The sequence below is a fragment of the Paraburkholderia sp. ZP32-5 genome, assembly GCF_021390495.1.
In the GTDB taxonomy this organism is placed as follows: domain Bacteria; phylum Pseudomonadota; class Gammaproteobacteria; order Burkholderiales; family Burkholderiaceae; genus Paraburkholderia.
Genome location: NZ_JAJEJP010000002.1, coordinates 1,247,567 through 1,264,530 on the forward strand (window position 1 = coordinate 1,247,567; position 16,964 = coordinate 1,264,530).

A 16,964-nucleotide genomic window follows, 5' to 3' on the forward strand; every position below is an offset into this window, starting at 1 on the left:
CCGCTTTACGCGGGATGCAGGCCACGCAGCAATTGACGCACGTGCGACAGATCCTGCTCGACATGTCCGGCGTTTTCGAACAGCTCCGCGAGCCAGTCGACGAATGCACGCACGCGCGGCGACACACGACGGTTCTTCACATACGCGACCGACACCGGCATCGGCACGGGTTTCCATTGCGGCAGGACTTCGCGCAGCATCCCCGAGTCGAGAAACGGCTGCGCGGCGATTCGCGCGGGCTGAATCAGACCGAGGCCTTGCAATCCGCAATTCAGATACGCCTGTTCGTCGCTGACCCGAACGAAGCCGTCGAGCTTGACGCTGAGCGCTTCGCCATCCACTTCGAAATCGAAGTCGCATTCGCGGCCGTTATGCGGCGAGATGAAATTGACCGCGACGTGCGCGCGCAAATCGTCGAGATCGGTGGGCGTGCCATGACGGGCCAGATAGACCGGACTCGCGCAGGTCACGTGTTCGAGCGTGCCGAGGTGCCGCGCGACGAGATTCGAATCCGGCAATTCGCCGAGCTGGATGCTGCAGTCGATTGCTTCGGAGATCAGATCGACGCTGCGATTGCTGACACCGATCGCGAGATCGAGATTCGGATAGCGGGCATGGAAGTCGTCGAGTGCGGGCAACACGATTGCGCTGGCGACGGCGCTGGGCATTTCGATACGCAGACGGCCGGCCAGGTTATCGGTGGCATGACGGATGCTGGCTTCCATTTCGTCGATGTCGGCGAGGATTTGCGCGCAACGTTCGTAATAGGAAGCGCCTTCCGGCGTGACGCTTAGACGGCGTGTCGTGCGCACGAGGAGCGCTGTTCCTAGCAGCGCTTCCAGGTTCTGGACGATGGTGGTTGCCGTCGCGCGCGGGATGTTCAGGGATTCCGCTGCGCGGGTGAAGCTGTTGGTGTCCACGATCCGGATGAATGTGCGCATGGCGGTTATTCTGTCAATCATGGGGTGGGGCTCCAATTGAAGTGGCTTTTTTCCGCGAAGCTTTTTGCCTGCGGCGCCTTGGTTTTTTCGTTGTTCTTTTGGTTTTTGGCCTTTCCTTGATTTGTTATTGGTCTATTAGCGCTGCCCCTGTGCGGGGCGGCACCTACTTTCTTTGCGGCTGTGTACAGACTGGAGACATCGCTGACAGGTGTACGGGGACATGGTTGACACTTTCGGGCAATCGAACGCCCGGAATCATTCATGCCCTGGAACGTAAAAGACACCATGAGCCTCCGAGAGGAATTTGTTAGTCTGGCCAGCGAACAGACCCTGAGCTTCAGTGAGCTATGCCGGCGTTTCAACATCAGCCGCCAGACCGGCTACAAATGGCTGCAACGCCACGCGGCGCATGGCCCCGAGGGCCGTCCGATCGCTCGCGCCGCCCGCATGAGAGCCCCACGCGCTCACCGGATGCGATCGTCGCACTCGTGCTCGAGCTGCGCCGCGAGCACGGCTGGGGCGGGCGCAAGATCCAGCGACGCCTGCGCGATCTGGGTCACGCGCAGGTGCCCGCGCCAGCCACCATCACCGAGATCCTGCGCCGTCACGGCCTGCTCGACGAACAGGAGCGCGCGCAGCGCCAGCACTGGCAGCGCTTCGAACACGAGTACCCGAACTCGTTGTGGCAGATGGACTTCAAGGGCGACTTCCCCACCCTGGAGGCAGGCCGTTGCAGTGCGCTAACGGTGCTCGACGATCACTCGCGCTTTAACGTCGTGCTGGCGGCCTGCGCGCGAACCACCACGCAGGTCGTGCAGGGCGAACTGGAGCGGGCGTTCCGCTGCTACGGGCTGCCTTCGCGTATCAATACCGACAACGGCGCGCCCTGGGGCTCGCCCAGCGCACCGGGACAACTCACCGAACTGGCCGTGTGGCTGATCCGGCTGGGTATCCACGTGAGCTACAGCCGGCCCTACCACCCGCAGACCAATGGCAAGGACGAGCGGTTTCATCGCTCGCTGAAGGCCGAGGTGTTGCAGAGGCATGCATTTACCACGCACGCCCACGTGCAGCAGCAACTGGAACGATGGCGTCACGTGTACAACAACGAGCGACCCCACGAAGCGCTGGCCATGGCCACGCCGCTCTCCCGTTACCGGCCCAGCCCCCGGAGCGTGCCCTCAACGCTGCCCGAGCCGCAATACAGCGCCACGGACGAGGTCCTGCAGGTCAATTCGAATGGTCTGGTGCGTTTCAGGGGCCGCGCGCTGCGCCTGTCGATTGCACTCAAAGGACTACGCGTGGCGGCCCGGCCCACAAACGACGAAGACGGCGTGATCGAGTTCTGGTTTGCCCATCATCGTGTCGCCAGACTTGACCTGAACCAGCCCGCACCCATGACCATCATGTGTCAACGATGTCCCCGTACGGGTGTCAATCATGTCTCCAGTCTGTACACAGCCGCAAAGAAAGTAGGTGCCGCCCCGCACAGGGGCAGAGCTAATAGACCAATAAAAAATCAAGGAAAGGCCAAAAACCAAAAGAACAACGACAAAACCAAGGTGCCGCAGGCAAAAAACCGTTAACTAAAGAGCCCACGCCGCAGGCAGAAAAAAACCACCATCCGCTGCGCGGGCAAAACCAAAAACCATTTACTTCCGCAAGGAATTCATATCAACCACAAACCGATACTTCACATCACTCTTGAGCATGCGTTCATACGCATCATTGATCTTCTGCATCGGAATCATCTCGATATCAGAAATAATTCCATGCTGACCGCAAAAATCCAGCATCTCCTGCGTCTCGGCGATACCGCCGATCAACGACCCGGCAAGGCGCCGCCGCTTCATGATCAGATTGAACACTTGCGGCGACGGATGATCGTGCTCCGGTGCACCGACCAGCGCCATCGTCCCATCCCGCTTCAGCAGATTCAAGAACGGATTCAGATCGTGCTGCGCCGCCACCGTATTCACGATCAGATCGAAGCTGTTCGCATGCGCTTCCATCTCTTCCGGGTTCTTCGAAATCACCACTTCATCCGCGCCGAGCCGCTTCGCATCCTCGATCTTCGACGGCGACGTCGTGAACAGCACCACATGCGCACCCAAGGCGTGCGCCAGTTTGACGCCCATATGGCCGAGGCCGCCGAGGCCCACGATGCCGACTTTCTTGCCCGGACCCGCGCCCCATGTGCGCAGCGGTGAATACGTGGTGATGCCCGCGCACAGCAGCGGTGCCACACCGGCGGGGTCGAGATTGGCCGGCACGCTCAGCGTGAATGCTTCGTCGACGACCAGTTGCGTCGAGTAGCCGCCGTACGTGATCTGACCGTCGACACGATCAACGCCGTTATATGTGCCGACCCAACCGTTTTCGCAATACTGTTCGAGACCTTCCTCGCAACTCGCGCAGGTGCGGCACGAGTCGACCAGGCAGCCGACCGCGACGAGATCGCCGACCTTGTACTTCGTCACGTCGGAGCCGATCGCGGTGACGCGGCCCACGATCTCATGACCCGGCACGACCGGATAGATCGAGTTCTTCCATTCATTGCGTGCCTGATGCAAATCGGAATGGCACACGCCGCAGAACAGCACGTCCATCTGCACATCGTGGGCGCGCGGTGCGCGGCGCTGGAATTCGAACGGGGCGAGCGGCGCGGTCGCGTCGGTCGCTGCATAGGCATAAGTCGTGCTCATGGATAGCTCCGGCAAAGAGGATGTGGGTGCAAAGGTGCAAGGCGTCTGCGATACGCAACGTGTGCCGCGGATGCAACGCCTGCCTCGGGAACCGGAATCGCGGCGCGAGCGGCAGTGGACGCCATTCGCGGCATGGCGGCGACAAAGCGCGGCTTATGGCGGCGAACGTCCGAACCTGTGTCGCGTGGCGAACAAGGCGATCCGGCAGGGTTCCCATAATAGGAGCGTGGGTGGTCTCAGGGAATACCTGAATGTCTTGAAGATTTGCCTAAAACTCCTGGGCGGAAGCGCAGCAGGCTGTTTGATGCTAAATTTCAAGCATTATTCTCTTTGCAGTCACCATACCGTCATGTCAACTCAAGTCGTCGCCCCGGTTACGCACGATCCCGCGCAGCAGCGCATGCTCGAATTGTTCGACGTGCTGGCGCCCAATGCCGGCATGACGCGCACGAATCTCGAAGGTGTCAACCTGTTCCGCGCCAATAAGCCGATGCCGCGCATGCCGGTGATGTACGAGCCGAGCATCGTGATCGTCTGTCAGGGACGCAAGCGCGGCTATCTCGGCGATCACGTGTTCCAGTACGACGCGCAGCAGTATCTGGTGCTGTCGGTGCCGCTGCCGTTCGAATGCGAGACCGAGGCGAGCGCGCAGGAACCGTTCCTCGGCATCTCGGTGCGGGTCGATCTGACGATGGTCGCCGAGCTGCTGATGGCGCTCAACGAAACCGAGGGTGTGCCACGGCATGAGCCGTCCGGCATCTATTCGACGCCGCTCGATCCGGCGTTGAGCAATGCAGTGCAGCGTCTGATGGATGCGCTCGCATCGCCGCTCGACGCGCGCATTCTCGCGCCCGCGATCGTGCGCGAAATCTGCTATCGCGTGCTGACCGGCGAGCAGGGCGGCGCGATTCGCGCGGCGCTCACGCATCAGAATCACTTCGGCCGGATTGCAAAGGCGCTGCGGCGCATTCACGCGGAGTACCACGGCACGCTCGACGTCGATACGCTGGCCGCCGAAGCGGGCATGAGCCTCGCGGTATTTCATGCGCAGTTCAAGGCGGTCACGGCGACGTCGCCGATGCAATACGTGAAGACCACGCGTCTGCATCACGCGCGATTGTTGATGGTGCAGGATGGTTTGAACGCGGGCGCGGCCGCGGCGCGGGTCGGTTACGAAAGCGCGTCGCAATTCAGCCGCGAATTCAAGCGGCTGTTTGGACTCACTCCCGTCGACGAAGTTAAACGCATGCGCGCGGCGCACGATGCGCCGCCGCCACCGCGCGTGCAGAAGCCGGTGCCGCGTTACGTGACCGCCGTATAGAACGGCCGGCGGATCGTCAAAGTCCGCTGAACCAGTTGTAGCCCTGGTCTTCCCAGTAGCCGCCCGGATTCGTGTTAGTCACGAAAATCGCCGCGATATGCTTCGGGTTCTTGAAGCCGAGCTTGGTCGGCACGCGCAGCTTCAGCGGATAGCCGTACTTGGCCGGCAGCGGTTCGGTGCCGAAATCGAGCGTCAATTGCGTTTGCGGATGCAGCGCGGTCTCCATATCGAGGCTCGAGTAATAGCGGTCCGCGCATTTGAAGCCCACGTAGCGCGCGTTCAGATCGGCGCCGATACGTTCGAGAAACGTGCGAAACGGCACGCCGCGCCATTGCCCGATCGCGCTCCATCCTTCGATGCAGATATGCCGCGTGATCTGCGAGACCTGCGGCAACGCGCGCAACTGATCGAGATTCCAGTCGCGCTTGTCGGCGACGAGCCCCGACACTTCGAGCCGATAAGTCGAGCCGTCGATATCCGGCGCATCGAACTCCTGGTAGAACGCGTTGAATGGAAACGGGTTGGTGATATCGCGCGCCGAATAGGTCGGCGCGAGCTTGTTGTGATTGAACAGCCACGCCTGCACGCGATCGTTCCAGCGCGACATTGCCCACAGCACCTTGTCGACGGAATCGTTGTCCTGCATGTTGCAGCCGGACAGCATCGCCAGCGCGCCGACCGATAGCGACGAGCGCAAAAACAGACGCCGTTGCAAACGTTCGAGTTGCGGCCGATGCTCGGCGAGCATGATGCGCGACGCGGCGCGACGCGGTGTGTCGTTGGCGTTGCCCGTGGTATCGGAGCGGCCATCAGGGCTTTCAGGGCCTTCCGGACGTGTAGCGGCGCTCATGCGCGGGTCCTTTCGTGTGCTTCGGGCAAGGGATGCGAGTGACGGCGCGCGCGGCCGGTGAGCATCGGCGGCAACGTGCGCGGCACCAGCAGCACCAGCATCAGATGCACGACGACAAAGCCGACCACGCCCGCCATCGCGACAAAATGCACGCGCCGGGCGAAGTCGAAACCGCCGAACACGGCGGTCAGCCACGAGAATTGCACGGGTTTCCAGATCGACAGGCCGGACGCGACGAGCAGCACGCCGAGCACCAGCACGAGCAGATACAGCGCGCGCTGCACCGCGTTGTACTTGCCGGTGTCGTGCGGCAATCTGAAGCGCAGCGCCAGCACGGCATCGCGTACCACGTCGCGGGGGCGAACCGGCAGCAGCTTGCGTCGCAGATGCCCGCTCGCGATGCCGTACGTGAGGTATAGCAAGCCGTTCGCGCACAGCAGCCACATCGCCGCGAAATGCCACGCGATTGAGCCGCCCAGCCAGCCGCCGACGGTCGCCCACACCGGAAAGTGGAACGGAAAGATCGGCGACGCGTTGTAGATCGCCCAGCCGCTCATCACCATGCAGACCATCGCGAACGCGTTGATCCAGTGCGTGACGCGGACGACGAGCGGGTGAACGACCACGAATTTTTTCGGCTCGGCTTGCGGCTCGGACTTCGACATCGGCGAAAAATACAGCGCGGAAATGACAACGTAGAAAGTGCAACGAGCCGCGTTCTTTCAGCAGAACGCGGCCGTTCGAATCAGGCGCTAAAGAAGCGCGCGCTGCTTTACATCGGCGGCGTTATGCCATGTTCGCCGGCCGAAATGGCGTTCGCCGCCAGCGAGCCGTCCGCATCCTTATGCGCGAACAGCACGACCTTGGTGCCCGGCACCAGCATCGCGCGGCTGCCCGGTTCCAGGCTGACGATAGGCACGTCCTGAGGAATCACGACCTTCTTTTCGCCTTCCTTGTACTTGACGGTGATCGTGCGGCCGTTGCTGCCGACCAGCGAACCGACCGTACCGTTTGTCATCGTGCTGTTCGCGCCCAGATCCCATGCGCGATGGCCTTCACCGGCGCCGCGCATGCTGGCCGGGAACACGTGCACTTCGAGTGCCTTCAGCGTACCGTCGGCTTGCGGGATCGCGGCGGTGCCGACATAGCTGTCCGGCTTGATGTCGTTGATGTTGGCGAGCGCGACGCCGCGAATCGGCGTGTCTGCGGCCAGCTTTACGTCGACGTCCTTGCCGTCGCGCGTGTGGACTTTCAGCACATCGCCGGTGAGCGACGTAACCGTGCCGCGTACGCCGGTCGGCTTGGCGTCCTGCGCGAAAGCGCCGGACATCGTCGTGGCGAACAGGGCTGCGGCGAGCGCGGGGACGGCGAGTGCGCGCAACGTCCGCGCGGAAACGGTCTTCATGAGGCTGCTCCAGGAAGGGAAAACAGGGTAGGGAAGGTGCGGACAGCCTAGCTTCCGTATCGGCTCGACAACGTGACATCTGAATGACAAAAACGTCATCAATGGCATGCGGCAGCCACGTAAAATGGCCGCCGGGGCGCTTTTACGTTGATTTTGTGTCGATTTCGGCGCTGTTGCGCCGCCGCGGCGGCATGCCCCTCAAGTCGAACAGCAGGCAGGAGTAGCGAGCATCATGAGTATTCTCGTCATCGAAGACGATCCGAAGACTGGCGATTACCTGAAAAAAGGCTTACGCGAAAACGGCTATGCGGTCGACCTCGCGCGCACCGGCACGGACGGTCTGCATATGGCGCTCGAGAACGAATACGATCTGGTGGTGCTCGATGTGATGCTGCCGGGCATCGACGGTTGGGAAATCATGCGCGCGCTACGCACGCGCCGCGATTTGCCGGTGATTTTCCTGACCGCTCGCGACCACGTGAGCGACCGCATCCGTGGTCTGGAGCTTGGCGCGGATGATTACCTCGTCAAGCCGTTTTCGTTTACCGAGCTGGTGCTGCGCATTCGCACGCTGCTGCGCCGCGGTGTGATTCGCGAGAGCGACGTGTTCGAAGTGGCCGATCTGAAGCTCGACGTGCTGCGCCGTCGCGTCACGCGCGAAGGCGTCGACATTCCGCTGACCAACAAGGAATTCATGCTGCTGCATCTGCTGGTGCGCCGCGAGGGCGAGGCGTTGTCGCGTTCGCAGATCGCGTCGGAAGTGTGGGATATGAATTTCGACAGCGACACCAACGTCGTCGATGTGGCGATCAAACGGCTGCGCGCGAAGATTGACCATCCGTTCGAGAAAAAGCTGATCCACACGGTGCGCAGCATCGGCTACACATTTGGCGACGGCGCATGAAGCTCTGCACCGAACGCTCGCTGACCGCGCGCACCACCATTCTGTTCGCGCTGATCGCGTGCGTGGTGATCGGCTCGCTCGGCGCGTACTTCTATCATTCCGCGGAAGTCTCGCTAAAGCGCCGCGCCGATGTCGTGCTGACCGGCCGCGTCGAGCATTTCAGCCGGCTCGTGCACGATCTTTATTCGGTTAGCGAATTGAAGAAGCGGCCGCTGCTGTTCGAGACGATGCTCGGCGCGGAACAGGACGTGCTGCTGTTTCGCCGTCCCGGCGAAGCACCGTTCGTCGACGTGAATCCGGCGCACGTTGCGGTGCCCGCGTTGCTGGCGAAGCCGGCTGGCAGCGTGCCGGGTGTGGCCGATATCCGTCAGACGAGCCTGCCCGACGGCGTGCCGGTGCATTGGGCGATCGCTACCGCCACGGCGCGCGAGGATGGTACGGAAGTCGAAGTGATTGCCGGCCATCCGATGACCCAGGAAATGCGCATGCTGGCCGAGTACCGCAACCGCATCGTGCTGGCGACGCTGATCGGTATGCTGGCGGCGACGCTGCTCGCCTACTACGTACTGCGCCGCGCGTTGCGGCCGGTGCGCGAGATCGCGACGCAGGCCGCGCAGATCAGTCCGGCGAATCTCACGATGCGCCTCGACAGCGAGGCCGCGCCGCTCGAACTGCGTCAGCTCACGCATGCGTTCAACGCGATGCTCGACCGTCTCGCCGACGGCTACCAGCGCCTGCAGCAGTTTTCCGCCGATCTCGCGCACGAGATTCGCACGCCGGTCGGTGCGCTGATCGGCCAGACCCAGGTGGCGCTCGCGCAAACGCGCGACATCGACGAATATCAGCAACTGCTCGAATCGAATCTCGAGGAACTGAACCGCCTCAGTCATATCGCCGAGAACATTCTGTTTCTCGCGCACGCGGATCATGCGGGTTTATCGATCGAGCGTCAGCCGGTCGATCTGTGCTCGGAACTGGCCAGAATCGCCGACTATTTCGAAGGCCTCGCCGACGAACGTGGAATGCGCTTCGAAGTCGACGCGGCAGGCGTCGCATCGGCGAATCCGATGCTGTGCCGCCGCGCAATCAACAACCTGGTCGTCAACGCGGTGCGCTATGGCGCGGGCGATACGGTCGTGCGTTTGAGCGGCACGCAGGACGAAGGCGGCGCGACCGTCATCGTCGAAAACGCGGGCGAGCCGATTCCGCCCGCGCAACTGGATCGTCTGTTCGACCGTTTCTATCGCGGCGACGCGGCGCGCAGCGCCTTCACCGAATCGAACGGGCTAGGGCTCGCGATCGTGAAGGCGATCATGCATCTGCATGGAGGCAGCGCGCGCGTGGTGTGTCCGCTGCCGGGCGTCGTGCGTTTCGAGCTGCGGTTTCCGGGCGCGTGAATCGCGCCTTCAATCTGACGAACCCGGCGTGACCGATCTCTGCTGAGCGCTTCAGCAGACGCTCGCCGTGGGCGAGATGCTGACGCGCGTCCTTTCGTTGTGATGCGATACGAACTTCTCGAGAAGCTTTAGAAATACCTCTCCCTCTTCTTTGGTGAAGACGTCGAGCAGTACCTTCATTTCCCGGTTCGCGAGCTTCTGTATCTGCGCGAGCGTCTCGCGGCCTTGCTCGGTAATCAGGATTTCGGCTTTCCGCGCATCCTCCACGCTCTGCCTTTTCATCAGCAGCCCGCGGTCGGTCAGCAGACGCACGACGAGTGCCGTGGTCGAGCGGTCGAGACCGATCAGCCGCGATATGCCGATCTGGCTGACCGGGCCGATCGTATCGACAATATAGAGCACGCCATATTGGCTCGGTGTGACGTCGACAGGGGCACACGCTTCGATGAACAGATCGATTGAGATCTGATGCGCGCGGCGAATCATGAAACCTGGGCGCGCATAAAGGCGGGCCAGCTTTGCTTTGTCGGCCGCTGTCGGGTGTCCGGCTTTTGTCGTCATTGTGTTCGTGAGTGCGTTCAGGTTCGTTGAGCGAGTCGATTGATTTTAACGGAAGCTCGCCTGAACTCGTCCTGAATCCCGATTCTTTCTCCAGGGAAAACCCTGTCTCGTCAGCAGATTGACTTGCCTTGTGTCGTTCTCTAATATTCGGCAGACGTCTGCTTAATATTAGACAGACGTCTGATGAAATACGGCTGAGGAAGAGAATGAGCAAGGAATGTGAAGTTGCAATCATCGGGGCGGGCAATGGCGGTCTGACGCTTGCGCTTGCGCTGCACGAGGCGGGCATCAATTGCCGCGTTTATGAAGCTGTACCCGAACTCAAGCCGCTCGGCGTAGGCATCAACATCTTGCCGCACGCAACCGGCGTGCTGGGCCGTCTGGGCGCAAACGAAGCGCTGGCGAAGATTTCGATTTCCACGCAAAACGCCGCGTTCTTCAATCAGCACGGCCAGCACATCTACACGGAAGCGCTCGGCACGAACGCCGGCTACGCGACGCCGCAGTTTTCGATTCACCGCGGCGAGTTGCAACTGGCGCTGTTGAAGATCGTCAAGGAACGGCTGGGTGATGATGCGGTCATGATGGATCGTCGCTGCGTCGGCGCGGCCACCGTTGGCGATGAAGCGCACGTGGATTTCGTCAACACGGCGGGCGAGCAGTTCACCGTGAAGGCATCCGTTGCCGTGTCGTGCGACGGTCTGCATTCGGCGATTCGCAAGCAGTTTTATCCCAACGAAGGTGCGCCGCACTACACGGGGGTGAACATGTGGCGCGGCGCGCTGAACTGGTCGCCGTTCCTCGATGGCGCGACCTTCGCTCGTGCAGGCGCGCTGACGGCGGATACCGGCAAGATGGTGATCTACCCGATCCTGAACAATCCCGACGGCACTCAACTGATGAACTGGGTGGCCGAAACCATTTCGCCGCAACCAGCGCAGCGCGACTGGAACGGGCAGGGCAGTCTCGACGACTTTTTCCCGGTGTTCAAGGACTGGCATTTCGATTGGATCGACGTTGCGAAGATGATCGAGTCCACCGAAAACATTCTTGTCTTCCCGATGGTCGATCAGGATCCGCTGCCGCGCTGGACGCATGGTCGCGTAACGCTGCTGGGCGACGCCGCACACCCGATGGTGCCGCGCGGTTCGAACGGTGCGGGTCAGGCCATCATGGACGCGGATTATCTCGCGGCGCAATTCGCCAGGTTCGGCGTCGGCGAAGAAGCACTGCAAGCGTACGACCACGAACGCGTCACCGCGACGGGCAATGTCGTGTTGACGAACCGCAAGGCGCCACCCGACAAGATTCTGCAAGTCGTGCACGAACGCACGGGCGGCAAGCCGTTCGCGTCGATCACGGATGTGATCGACATCGACGAATTGCGCGAAATCACGAGCAACTACAAAGCTGTTGCTGGGTACACGCTCGAAGGCCTGGCAGAAAAATCCCGCTAACGTGAGGCAACAAAATGACTGACGTGAAATCCGAACGCGCCGAATACTACGGCCAGATCAAGCAAAGCAACATGGCGCCGCTGTGGGAATCGCTGCACCATCTGGTGCCGCCGCAGCCGCGTCCTCAAGCACAGGCTGCGATCTGGAAATTCGCGGAAGTTCGCGATCTGGTCATGCAGTCGGGCAGTCTGATCACGGCGGAAGAAGCCGTGCGTCGCGTGCTGTTCCTCGAAAATCCCGGCCTGCCCGACAAGGCGAGCATTACGCCCGCGCTGTACGCTGGCCTGCAATTGATCATGCCGGGCGAAATCGCGCCCAGCCATCGTCATACGCAATCTGCTTTGCGCTTCATCGTGGAGGGATCTACCGCGTACACGGCTGTCGATGGTGAACGTGTGCCGATGAAACCCGGCGATTTCATCATCACGCCGTCGTGGACGTGGCATGACCATGGCAACAAGGCACTGGAAGAGGGCGGTGAGCCGGTCATCTGGCTGGACGGTCTCGACATACCGATCGTGTATCACCTCGATCAGGGCTTCGCTGAAAACTATCCCGACAAGGTGCAGCCGCTGCAGCGCGAATCGGGCGACAGCATCGCGCGTTACGCGCAAAACATGCTGCCCGTACGACATCGCATCAGCAATCCGACCTCGCCGCTTTTCAGCTACCCGTACGAACGCACACGCGAAGCACTCGACACGCTCTACAAAAACGGCGAACTGGACGAATGGGACGGCGTGAAGCTGCGCTACATCAATCCGGCGACCGGCGGCTCTCCGATGCCGACGATGGCGACATTCATGCAGTTCCTGCCGGCGGGGTTCCGCGGCCGTCAGTATCGCAGCACGGATGCGACCGTCTATTCGGTTGTAGAGGGCTCGGGCGTGGCAAAAATCGGCGATACGGTTTTCCAGTTCGATGCGAAGGATATTTTCGTCGCTCCGTCCTGGGCCACCGTGAGTCTCGATGCGACCGTCGACACCGTGCTCTTCAGCTATTCCGATCGCCCGATTCTTACTGCGCTGAATCTGCTTCGCGAAGAACGCATTTAAAGATCATCTCTCGTTTAACAAGGAATTCCGATAATGGCTTTCATTTTTCCGCCCGAACAACACGTTGTTGTTCCCGTCGCGAATAGCGACGATTCGATCGCAGTGCGCCGTGTCTACTGTGTCGGGCGCAACTATGCCGCGCACGCACGCGAAATGGGCTTCGATCCGGACCGCGAGCCGCCGTTCTTCTTCTGCAAACCGGATAACGCGGTGACACCGATTGCCTACGGCGACACACTGGATTTCGCCTATCCGTCGCAGACACAAAACCTTCACTACGAAGCCGAACTGGTCGCGGTGATTGGTAAGGCAGGTTCGGATATCGCGATTGAAACGGCACTCGATTACGTATTCGGCTATGCGGTAGGACTCGATATGACGCGACGCGATCGTCAGATGGAAATGCGCGAGGCCGGCCGCCCGTGGGAACTCGGCAAGGCATTCGACCGCTCCGCGCCGATCGGCCCGATCCATCGCGCGAGTGAAGTCGGCCATTTCGACAAGGGCGGTCTGTGGCTGACGGTGAACGGCGCAACGAAGCAGAAAAGCGATGTGACGCACCTGATCTGGTCGGTTGCGGAAACGGTTGCGTATCTGTCGAAGTTCTTCCGTCTCGAACCGGGTGATCTGATTTACACGGGTACACCGGAAGGCGTCGGTCCTGTCGTTGCCGGAGATACAGTCAAGGTTGGCGTCGAAAGGCTGGGCGAATTGACGATGAAGATCACCGGATGAAGCTCTACAGTTTTTTCAACAGCTCTGCGTCGTATCGTGTTCGGATCGCTTTGAACCTCAAGGGCCTGCCCTACGAGTTCGTGCCGGTGAACATCCGCACTGGTGAGCACCGCGACCAGAACTATGTTGCAAACGTCAATCCATCTGCTTCGGTTCCCGCGCTGCTCAACGGTGATTTCAATCTCGGCCAGTCGCTTGCGATCATCGACTGGCTGGACAGGGAGCATCCGGAACCGCTGCTGATTCCGAACGAAACGAACGCACGCGCTCGCGCACTGGAAATTGCCTACCTGATTTCGTGCGATATCCACCCGGTGAATAACCTGCGCATCCTGAAGTATCTGCAAACGGAATTGCACGTTTCCGATCAGCAGAAATCCGCGTGGTATCAGCACTGGATCGCGGAGGGCATGCAAAGCGTCGAGCTGCTATTGCAGGCCGCGGGTAGCGATGTGTGGTGCCTCGATATCGGGCCCTCGCTCGCGGACTGCTGCCTGATTCCGCAGATCGCCAACGCCGAGCGCATGGGCTGCGACTTGACGCCGTATCCGCGCAGCATGCGGATTTATCAACACGCGATGCAACATCCGGCCTTCCTGGCCGCATCGCCAAAACAACAACCCGACTATCGGGATTAAGTGCAGTAGTAGTAGATAACGCGGTATTAAATAAATCAGGGGACTAGATGAAGAACTTTCGCATGAAGGCGCTTGCCGCTGCTGTTTTGTTGAGTGCGGCATTGCCCGTCATGGCCACGGAAGGGGGTAATTCCTCGTATGTGATCGGCGCGCAGACGATCTACCCAGGCACACTGGACGAAGGCGCGCAGCTGCAGGCATTTACGGTGTTTTATAACTCGTCGAAATTCGCGGATTCGAACGGCAACGCGAAATTCAAGGATTTCTCGACGAACGTGGTGGTGCAGGCATTTCGCTTGCAGTACGTGCTGCCACAGCACTACACGCCGGGTTTCCATGTCGGCTTTGCTGTGCTGACGCCGTTCTTCAACATCAACACCTATCGTCAGCCGTTTGGCGCACCGACCATTCACGGCAGCGATACGGGGCTTTCCGATCCGCTCGTCACGCCGCTGATGATCGGCAACAGCTTCAGTGCACCCTTGCTCGGGCATGTGAATCAGGCTCTCCGTCTGACGGTCAACGTGCCGATCGGCAACTACGATGCGAGCCAGCCGATCAATGTCGGCCACCATTATTGGGCTTTTCTGCCGAGCTATGGCATCGATATTCATCCCGACGACAAAACGACAATCGGGATGAACTTCACGTATATCTGGAACGGCCGCAACCTGTCCGACGGCTACCGCAGCGGTCAGGAAACTGTGACAGAATTCGTCGCCATGCGAAAGGTGACGGACAAGCTGTCGCTTGGCCTGAACGGCTATTACTACAAGCAGATTTCCGGCGACGTGCAGGAAAACGGTACGCCATTCAATGGTGACGGCTTCTATGGGCGCGCCGTTGCACTCGGCCCTCAGGTGCAGTACCAGTTCAGCAAGTCCTTTGGTGCAACGTTCAAATGGCAACACGAAATGCTGGTGCAGAACCGTCCGGAAGGTGACCGCTTCTGGATGCAATTGTCGTTCAAGCTTTGATATAGCGCCGCCCCCATTCCGGGGCGGCGTTTTATTGAAGCATGGAAAAATAAGTGGGTGTAAATGAAACGTTTGATAGTAGGCATCACCGGAGCTTCCGGTGCGATTTACGGCATCAGGACACTCGAAATTCTGCGTGACCAGGCGGATGTTGAGACGCATCTCGTTGTGTCGCCTTCCGGACTGCGCACGCTCGAAGAAGAAACTGGCATCGGACTCGCGCGCTTGCGTGAGCTCGCCGATGCAACGCATAGCTACAAGGATATTGGCGCTTCACTGTCCAGCGGTTCATTTCACACCTGCGGCATGCTGGTTGCGCCGTGTTCGATTCGCGCACTGAGCGGCATCGCGAACTGTTATGACGCGGACCTCATTACGCGCGCGGCTGACGTTTGTCTGAAAGAGCGTCGGCGCGTCGTGCTGATGCTGCGCGAAACACCTCTTCACGCAGGTCATATCGAACTGATGGCACAAGCGACACGCAATGGCGCAATCATCATGCCGCCGGTTCCCGCGTTCTACGCTCAACCCCAAACACTTGACGACATGGTCAATCAAACCGTATCGAGAGCACTCGATCTGTTCGATATCGATGTCGGTATTGCAAAGCGTTGGCATGGTGGAAATAAGTCCGCCGTGCGATGCGAAGCAACAATGTAAAGCACCAATTGGAGACGGATGATGAGTGCATCAACTACCACTGTCGAACAGTGGCTCGCCGAGCGTCGCCTCGGCGTATTCCAGATCTTTGTGACGGTGCTCTGCGGCCTCGCGGTCTTTCTCGACGGCATTAGTACTCAATTGATCGGCTACGTAGCACCCGCTATTCACAATGCACTGCATCTGGATCACAAGCAGATGGGCGCGGCGTTCGCCGCGGGCCTGATCGGATTGCTGATCGGCGGCCTCGTATGCAGTGTCGTCGCCGACGTGTTCGGCCGGCGCCGCATCCTGGTTGCGTCGACGTTGATTTTCGGCATCTTTACGCTCGTCACCGGCACGGCGACGTCGGGAACGGAATTGCTCGCGTGGCGTTTTCTCGCCGGACTCGGTTTGGGCGGTGCAATGCCGATTGCGATCACGCTGACCGCGGAAATTTCGCCGGCTCGCGCGCGTAGCGCACTGGTGATGGCCATGTTCTGCGGCTTCCCGTTCGGCAGCGCGATTGCCGGTGTGATTGCGTCGGCAATCATGCCGTCTTACGGATGGGGCGCGGTGTTCTACACAGCCGGCGTGATATCGCTGCTCGTGGCCGCGGCGTTGATCATTGCGCTGCCGGAATCGCTGGTGTTCCTCGTGAATCACGACGCCGATCTTTCTCGTATCAACCGGGTACAGCAGCGCATTGCGCCGAATTCCGCGGCTGTCACGTTCATCAAGGACGAAGCAAAGAGCAAAACGCCGATCGCGGGCCTGTTCCGCGACGGACGCGCAGTCGGCACGCTAATCATGTGGGTCATCTATTTCATCAGCCTGATGGAAATCTATTTCCTCGCCAGCTGGTTGCCGACCGTGCTCAACCAGGGAGGACGCTCGCTCGCGAATGCCGCGCTCGGCACATCGCTGCTTCAATTCGGCGGTGTCGCCGGCACGCTGTTCTTCGGCCGCTTTATGGACCGCTTGAATCCGCACCGTGTGCTGTTCGTCGGTTATCTGTGCGCGTGCCTGTTGATCGGGATCATCGGCTACCTGTACAGGAGCGACATCATCCTGCCGATTCTGTTCCTCGCCGGTATGTGCCTGATTGGCTGTCAATCGGGTCTGAGCGCCGTTGCGTCGGTGTTTTATCCGACGAGTGCTCGCGCGACCGGCGTAGGCTGGAATTTGAGTATCGGTCGGCTCGGCTCGATTTCGGGGCCGGTGCTGGGTGCTGTTTTGCTGACGGCGAACTTCGGCGTGCAAGCGATGTTCATGTGGGTCGCCGCGCCGACGTTTATCGCCGGAATTCTTGCCATCGTTCTGCAATACGTTAGCCCGAAGAATGGCTGATCGCATTCGAATTCAACTCAAACGAGGCG

General features: G+C 60.4%; 16 protein-coding genes and 1 pseudogene. 11 read left to right on the forward strand and 6 right to left on the reverse strand.

What is annotated here, in order from left to right:
• Positions 1-5 precede the first annotated feature (5 nt).
• The gene (locus L0U82_RS24335) at positions 6-962 is read right to left on the reverse strand and encodes a LysR family transcriptional regulator (RefSeq protein WP_233835244.1); all 957 of its coding nucleotides are present in this window, start codon (positions 960-962) and stop codon (positions 6-8) included.
• Positions 963-1,202: 240 nt separating this feature from the next.
• Here L0U82_RS24335 and L0U82_RS24340 point away from each other — a divergent pair.
• Positions 1,203-2,329, forward strand: a pseudogene (locus L0U82_RS24340) (IS481 family transposase); the annotation flags it as partial.
• A gap of 264 nt (positions 2,330-2,593) precedes the next feature.
• On the opposite strand, the gene L0U82_RS24345 reads toward L0U82_RS24340, so the two are convergent.
• Positions 2,594-3,646 (reverse strand): NAD(P)-dependent alcohol dehydrogenase, encoded by a 1,053-nt coding sequence (locus L0U82_RS24345; RefSeq protein ID WP_233835245.1) that lies wholly within the window; start codon positions 3,644-3,646, stop codon positions 2,594-2,596.
• A 349-nt stretch (positions 3,647-3,995) separates the two neighbouring features.
• Here L0U82_RS24345 and L0U82_RS24350 point away from each other — a divergent pair, with 349 nt between their 5' ends.
• Positions 3,996-4,967, forward strand: coding sequence for an AraC family transcriptional regulator (locus L0U82_RS24350; protein WP_233835246.1), 972 nt, complete (start codon positions 3,996-3,998; stop codon positions 4,965-4,967).
• A gap of 16 nt (positions 4,968-4,983) precedes the next feature.
• Here the strand turns inward: L0U82_RS24350 and L0U82_RS24355 are convergent, their stop codons facing one another.
• From L0U82_RS24355 to L0U82_RS24365, 3 genes are all read right to left on the reverse strand, one after another.
• Positions 4,984-5,715 (reverse strand): molybdopterin-dependent oxidoreductase, encoded by a 732-nt coding sequence (locus L0U82_RS24355; protein ID WP_233837474.1) that lies wholly within the window; start codon positions 5,713-5,715, stop codon positions 4,984-4,986.
• A gap of 98 nt (positions 5,716-5,813) precedes the next feature.
• Positions 5,814-6,482 carry a cytochrome b/b6 domain-containing protein gene (locus tag L0U82_RS24360; protein ID WP_233835248.1) on the reverse strand — a complete coding sequence of 223 codons (669 nt, stop codon included), beginning with the start codon at positions 6,480-6,482 and terminating at the stop codon, positions 5,814-5,816.
• A 107-nt stretch (positions 6,483-6,589) separates the two neighbouring features.
• The gene (locus tag L0U82_RS24365; protein ID WP_233835249.1) at positions 6,590-7,222 is read right to left on the reverse strand and encodes a DUF5666 domain-containing protein; all 633 of its coding nucleotides are present in this window, start codon (positions 7,220-7,222) and stop codon (positions 6,590-6,592) included.
• A 232-nt stretch (positions 7,223-7,454) separates the two neighbouring features.
• Between L0U82_RS24365 and L0U82_RS24370 the strand changes: the two genes are divergently transcribed.
• Together L0U82_RS24370 and L0U82_RS24375 are read left to right on the forward strand one after the other, a co-directional pair.
• A complete protein-coding gene (locus tag L0U82_RS24370) occupies positions 7,455-8,126 on the forward strand; it encodes a heavy metal response regulator transcription factor (RefSeq protein WP_233835251.1) in 672 nt (223 codons plus the stop codon).
• A complete protein-coding gene (locus L0U82_RS24375) occupies positions 8,123-9,523 on the forward strand; it encodes a heavy metal sensor histidine kinase (RefSeq protein ID WP_233835252.1) in 1,401 nt (466 codons plus the stop codon). The genes L0U82_RS24370 and L0U82_RS24375 overlap by 4 nt, the downstream gene beginning before the upstream one ends.
• 51 nt (positions 9,524-9,574) lie before the next feature.
• Here L0U82_RS24375 and L0U82_RS24380 read toward each other — a convergent pair whose 3' ends face one another.
• Positions 9,575-10,084, reverse strand: a complete 510-nt coding sequence (locus L0U82_RS24380) for a MarR family winged helix-turn-helix transcriptional regulator (RefSeq protein ID WP_233835253.1) — start codon at positions 10,082-10,084, stop codon at positions 9,575-9,577.
• 206 nt (positions 10,085-10,290) lie between these two features.
• On the opposite strand from L0U82_RS24380, the gene L0U82_RS24385 reads away from it, so the two are divergent.
• The 7 genes from L0U82_RS24385 to L0U82_RS24415 all read left to right on the forward strand — a co-directional run bounded on the left by L0U82_RS24385 (position 10,291) and on the right by L0U82_RS24415 (position 16,935).
• A complete protein-coding gene (locus L0U82_RS24385) occupies positions 10,291-11,541 on the forward strand; it encodes a flavin-dependent oxidoreductase (RefSeq protein WP_233835254.1) in 1,251 nt (416 codons plus the stop codon).
• A gap of 14 nt (positions 11,542-11,555) precedes the next feature.
• Positions 11,556-12,596: a gentisate 1,2-dioxygenase gene (gene gtdA, locus L0U82_RS24390; RefSeq protein ID WP_233835255.1), complete on the forward strand. Its 1,041-nt coding sequence runs from the start codon at positions 11,556-11,558 to the stop codon at positions 12,594-12,596.
• 33 nt (positions 12,597-12,629) lie between these two features.
• Positions 12,630-13,331, forward strand: a complete 702-nt coding sequence (locus L0U82_RS24395; protein WP_233835256.1) for a fumarylacetoacetate hydrolase family protein — start codon at positions 12,630-12,632, stop codon at positions 13,329-13,331.
• Positions 13,328-13,969 carry a maleylacetoacetate isomerase gene (gene maiA / locus L0U82_RS24400; RefSeq protein WP_233835257.1) on the forward strand — a complete coding sequence of 214 codons (642 nt, stop codon included), beginning with the start codon at positions 13,328-13,330 and terminating at the stop codon, positions 13,967-13,969. Before L0U82_RS24395 ends, maiA begins: the two co-directional genes overlap by 4 nt.
• A gap of 47 nt (positions 13,970-14,016) precedes the next feature.
• Positions 14,017-14,946, forward strand: coding sequence for a SphA family protein (locus tag L0U82_RS24405; protein WP_233835258.1), 930 nt, complete (start codon positions 14,017-14,019; stop codon positions 14,944-14,946).
• Between the two features lie 63 nt (positions 14,947-15,009).
• A complete protein-coding gene (locus L0U82_RS24410) occupies positions 15,010-15,606 on the forward strand; it encodes a UbiX family flavin prenyltransferase (protein ID WP_233835260.1) in 597 nt (198 codons plus the stop codon).
• A gap of 21 nt (positions 15,607-15,627) precedes the next feature.
• Positions 15,628-16,935, forward strand: coding sequence for an MFS transporter (locus L0U82_RS24415; protein WP_233835261.1), 1,308 nt, complete (start codon positions 15,628-15,630; stop codon positions 16,933-16,935).
• The last annotated feature ends 29 nt before the right edge of the window (positions 16,936-16,964 follow it).

What these genes read in the sequence shown, in the direction of transcription:
- L0U82_RS24410 (WP_233835260.1), top strand. Translation starts at nt 15,010, where the DNA reads ATGAAACGTTTGATAGTAGGCATCACCGGAGCTTCCGGTGCGATTTAC.
- L0U82_RS24370 (WP_233835251.1), top strand. Translation starts at nt 7,455, where the DNA reads ATGAGTATTCTCGTCATCGAAGACGATCCGAAGACTGGCGATTACCTG.
- L0U82_RS24355 (WP_233837474.1), bottom strand. Translation starts at nt 5,715, where the DNA reads ATGCTCGCCGAGCATCGGCCGCAACTCGAACGTTTGCAACGGCGTCTG.
- L0U82_RS24360 (WP_233835248.1), bottom strand. Translation starts at nt 6,482, where the DNA reads ATGTCGAAGTCCGAGCCGCAAGCCGAGCCGAAAAAATTCGTGGTCGTT.
- L0U82_RS24335 (WP_233835244.1), bottom strand. Translation starts at nt 962, where the DNA reads ATGATTGACAGAATAACCGCCATGCGCACATTCATCCGGATCGTGGAC.
- L0U82_RS24405 (WP_233835258.1), top strand. Translation starts at nt 14,017, where the DNA reads ATGAAGAACTTTCGCATGAAGGCGCTTGCCGCTGCTGTTTTGTTGAGT.
- maiA (WP_233835257.1), top strand. Translation starts at nt 13,328, where the DNA reads ATGAAGCTCTACAGTTTTTTCAACAGCTCTGCGTCGTATCGTGTTCGG.
- L0U82_RS24375 (WP_233835252.1), top strand. Translation starts at nt 8,123, where the DNA reads ATGAAGCTCTGCACCGAACGCTCGCTGACCGCGCGCACCACCATTCTG.
- L0U82_RS24350 (WP_233835246.1), top strand. Translation starts at nt 3,996, where the DNA reads ATGTCAACTCAAGTCGTCGCCCCGGTTACGCACGATCCCGCGCAGCAG.
- L0U82_RS24415 (WP_233835261.1), top strand. Translation starts at nt 15,628, where the DNA reads ATGAGTGCATCAACTACCACTGTCGAACAGTGGCTCGCCGAGCGTCGC.
- L0U82_RS24380 (WP_233835253.1), bottom strand. Translation starts at nt 10,084, where the DNA reads ATGACGACAAAAGCCGGACACCCGACAGCGGCCGACAAAGCAAAGCTG.
- L0U82_RS24345 (WP_233835245.1), bottom strand. Translation starts at nt 3,646, where the DNA reads ATGAGCACGACTTATGCCTATGCAGCGACCGACGCGACCGCGCCGCTC.
- L0U82_RS24365 (WP_233835249.1), bottom strand. Translation starts at nt 7,222, where the DNA reads ATGAAGACCGTTTCCGCGCGGACGTTGCGCGCACTCGCCGTCCCCGCG.
- L0U82_RS24385 (WP_233835254.1), top strand. Translation starts at nt 10,291, where the DNA reads ATGAGCAAGGAATGTGAAGTTGCAATCATCGGGGCGGGCAATGGCGGT.
- gtdA (WP_233835255.1), top strand. Translation starts at nt 11,556, where the DNA reads ATGACTGACGTGAAATCCGAACGCGCCGAATACTACGGCCAGATCAAG.
- L0U82_RS24395 (WP_233835256.1), top strand. Translation starts at nt 12,630, where the DNA reads ATGGCTTTCATTTTTCCGCCCGAACAACACGTTGTTGTTCCCGTCGCG.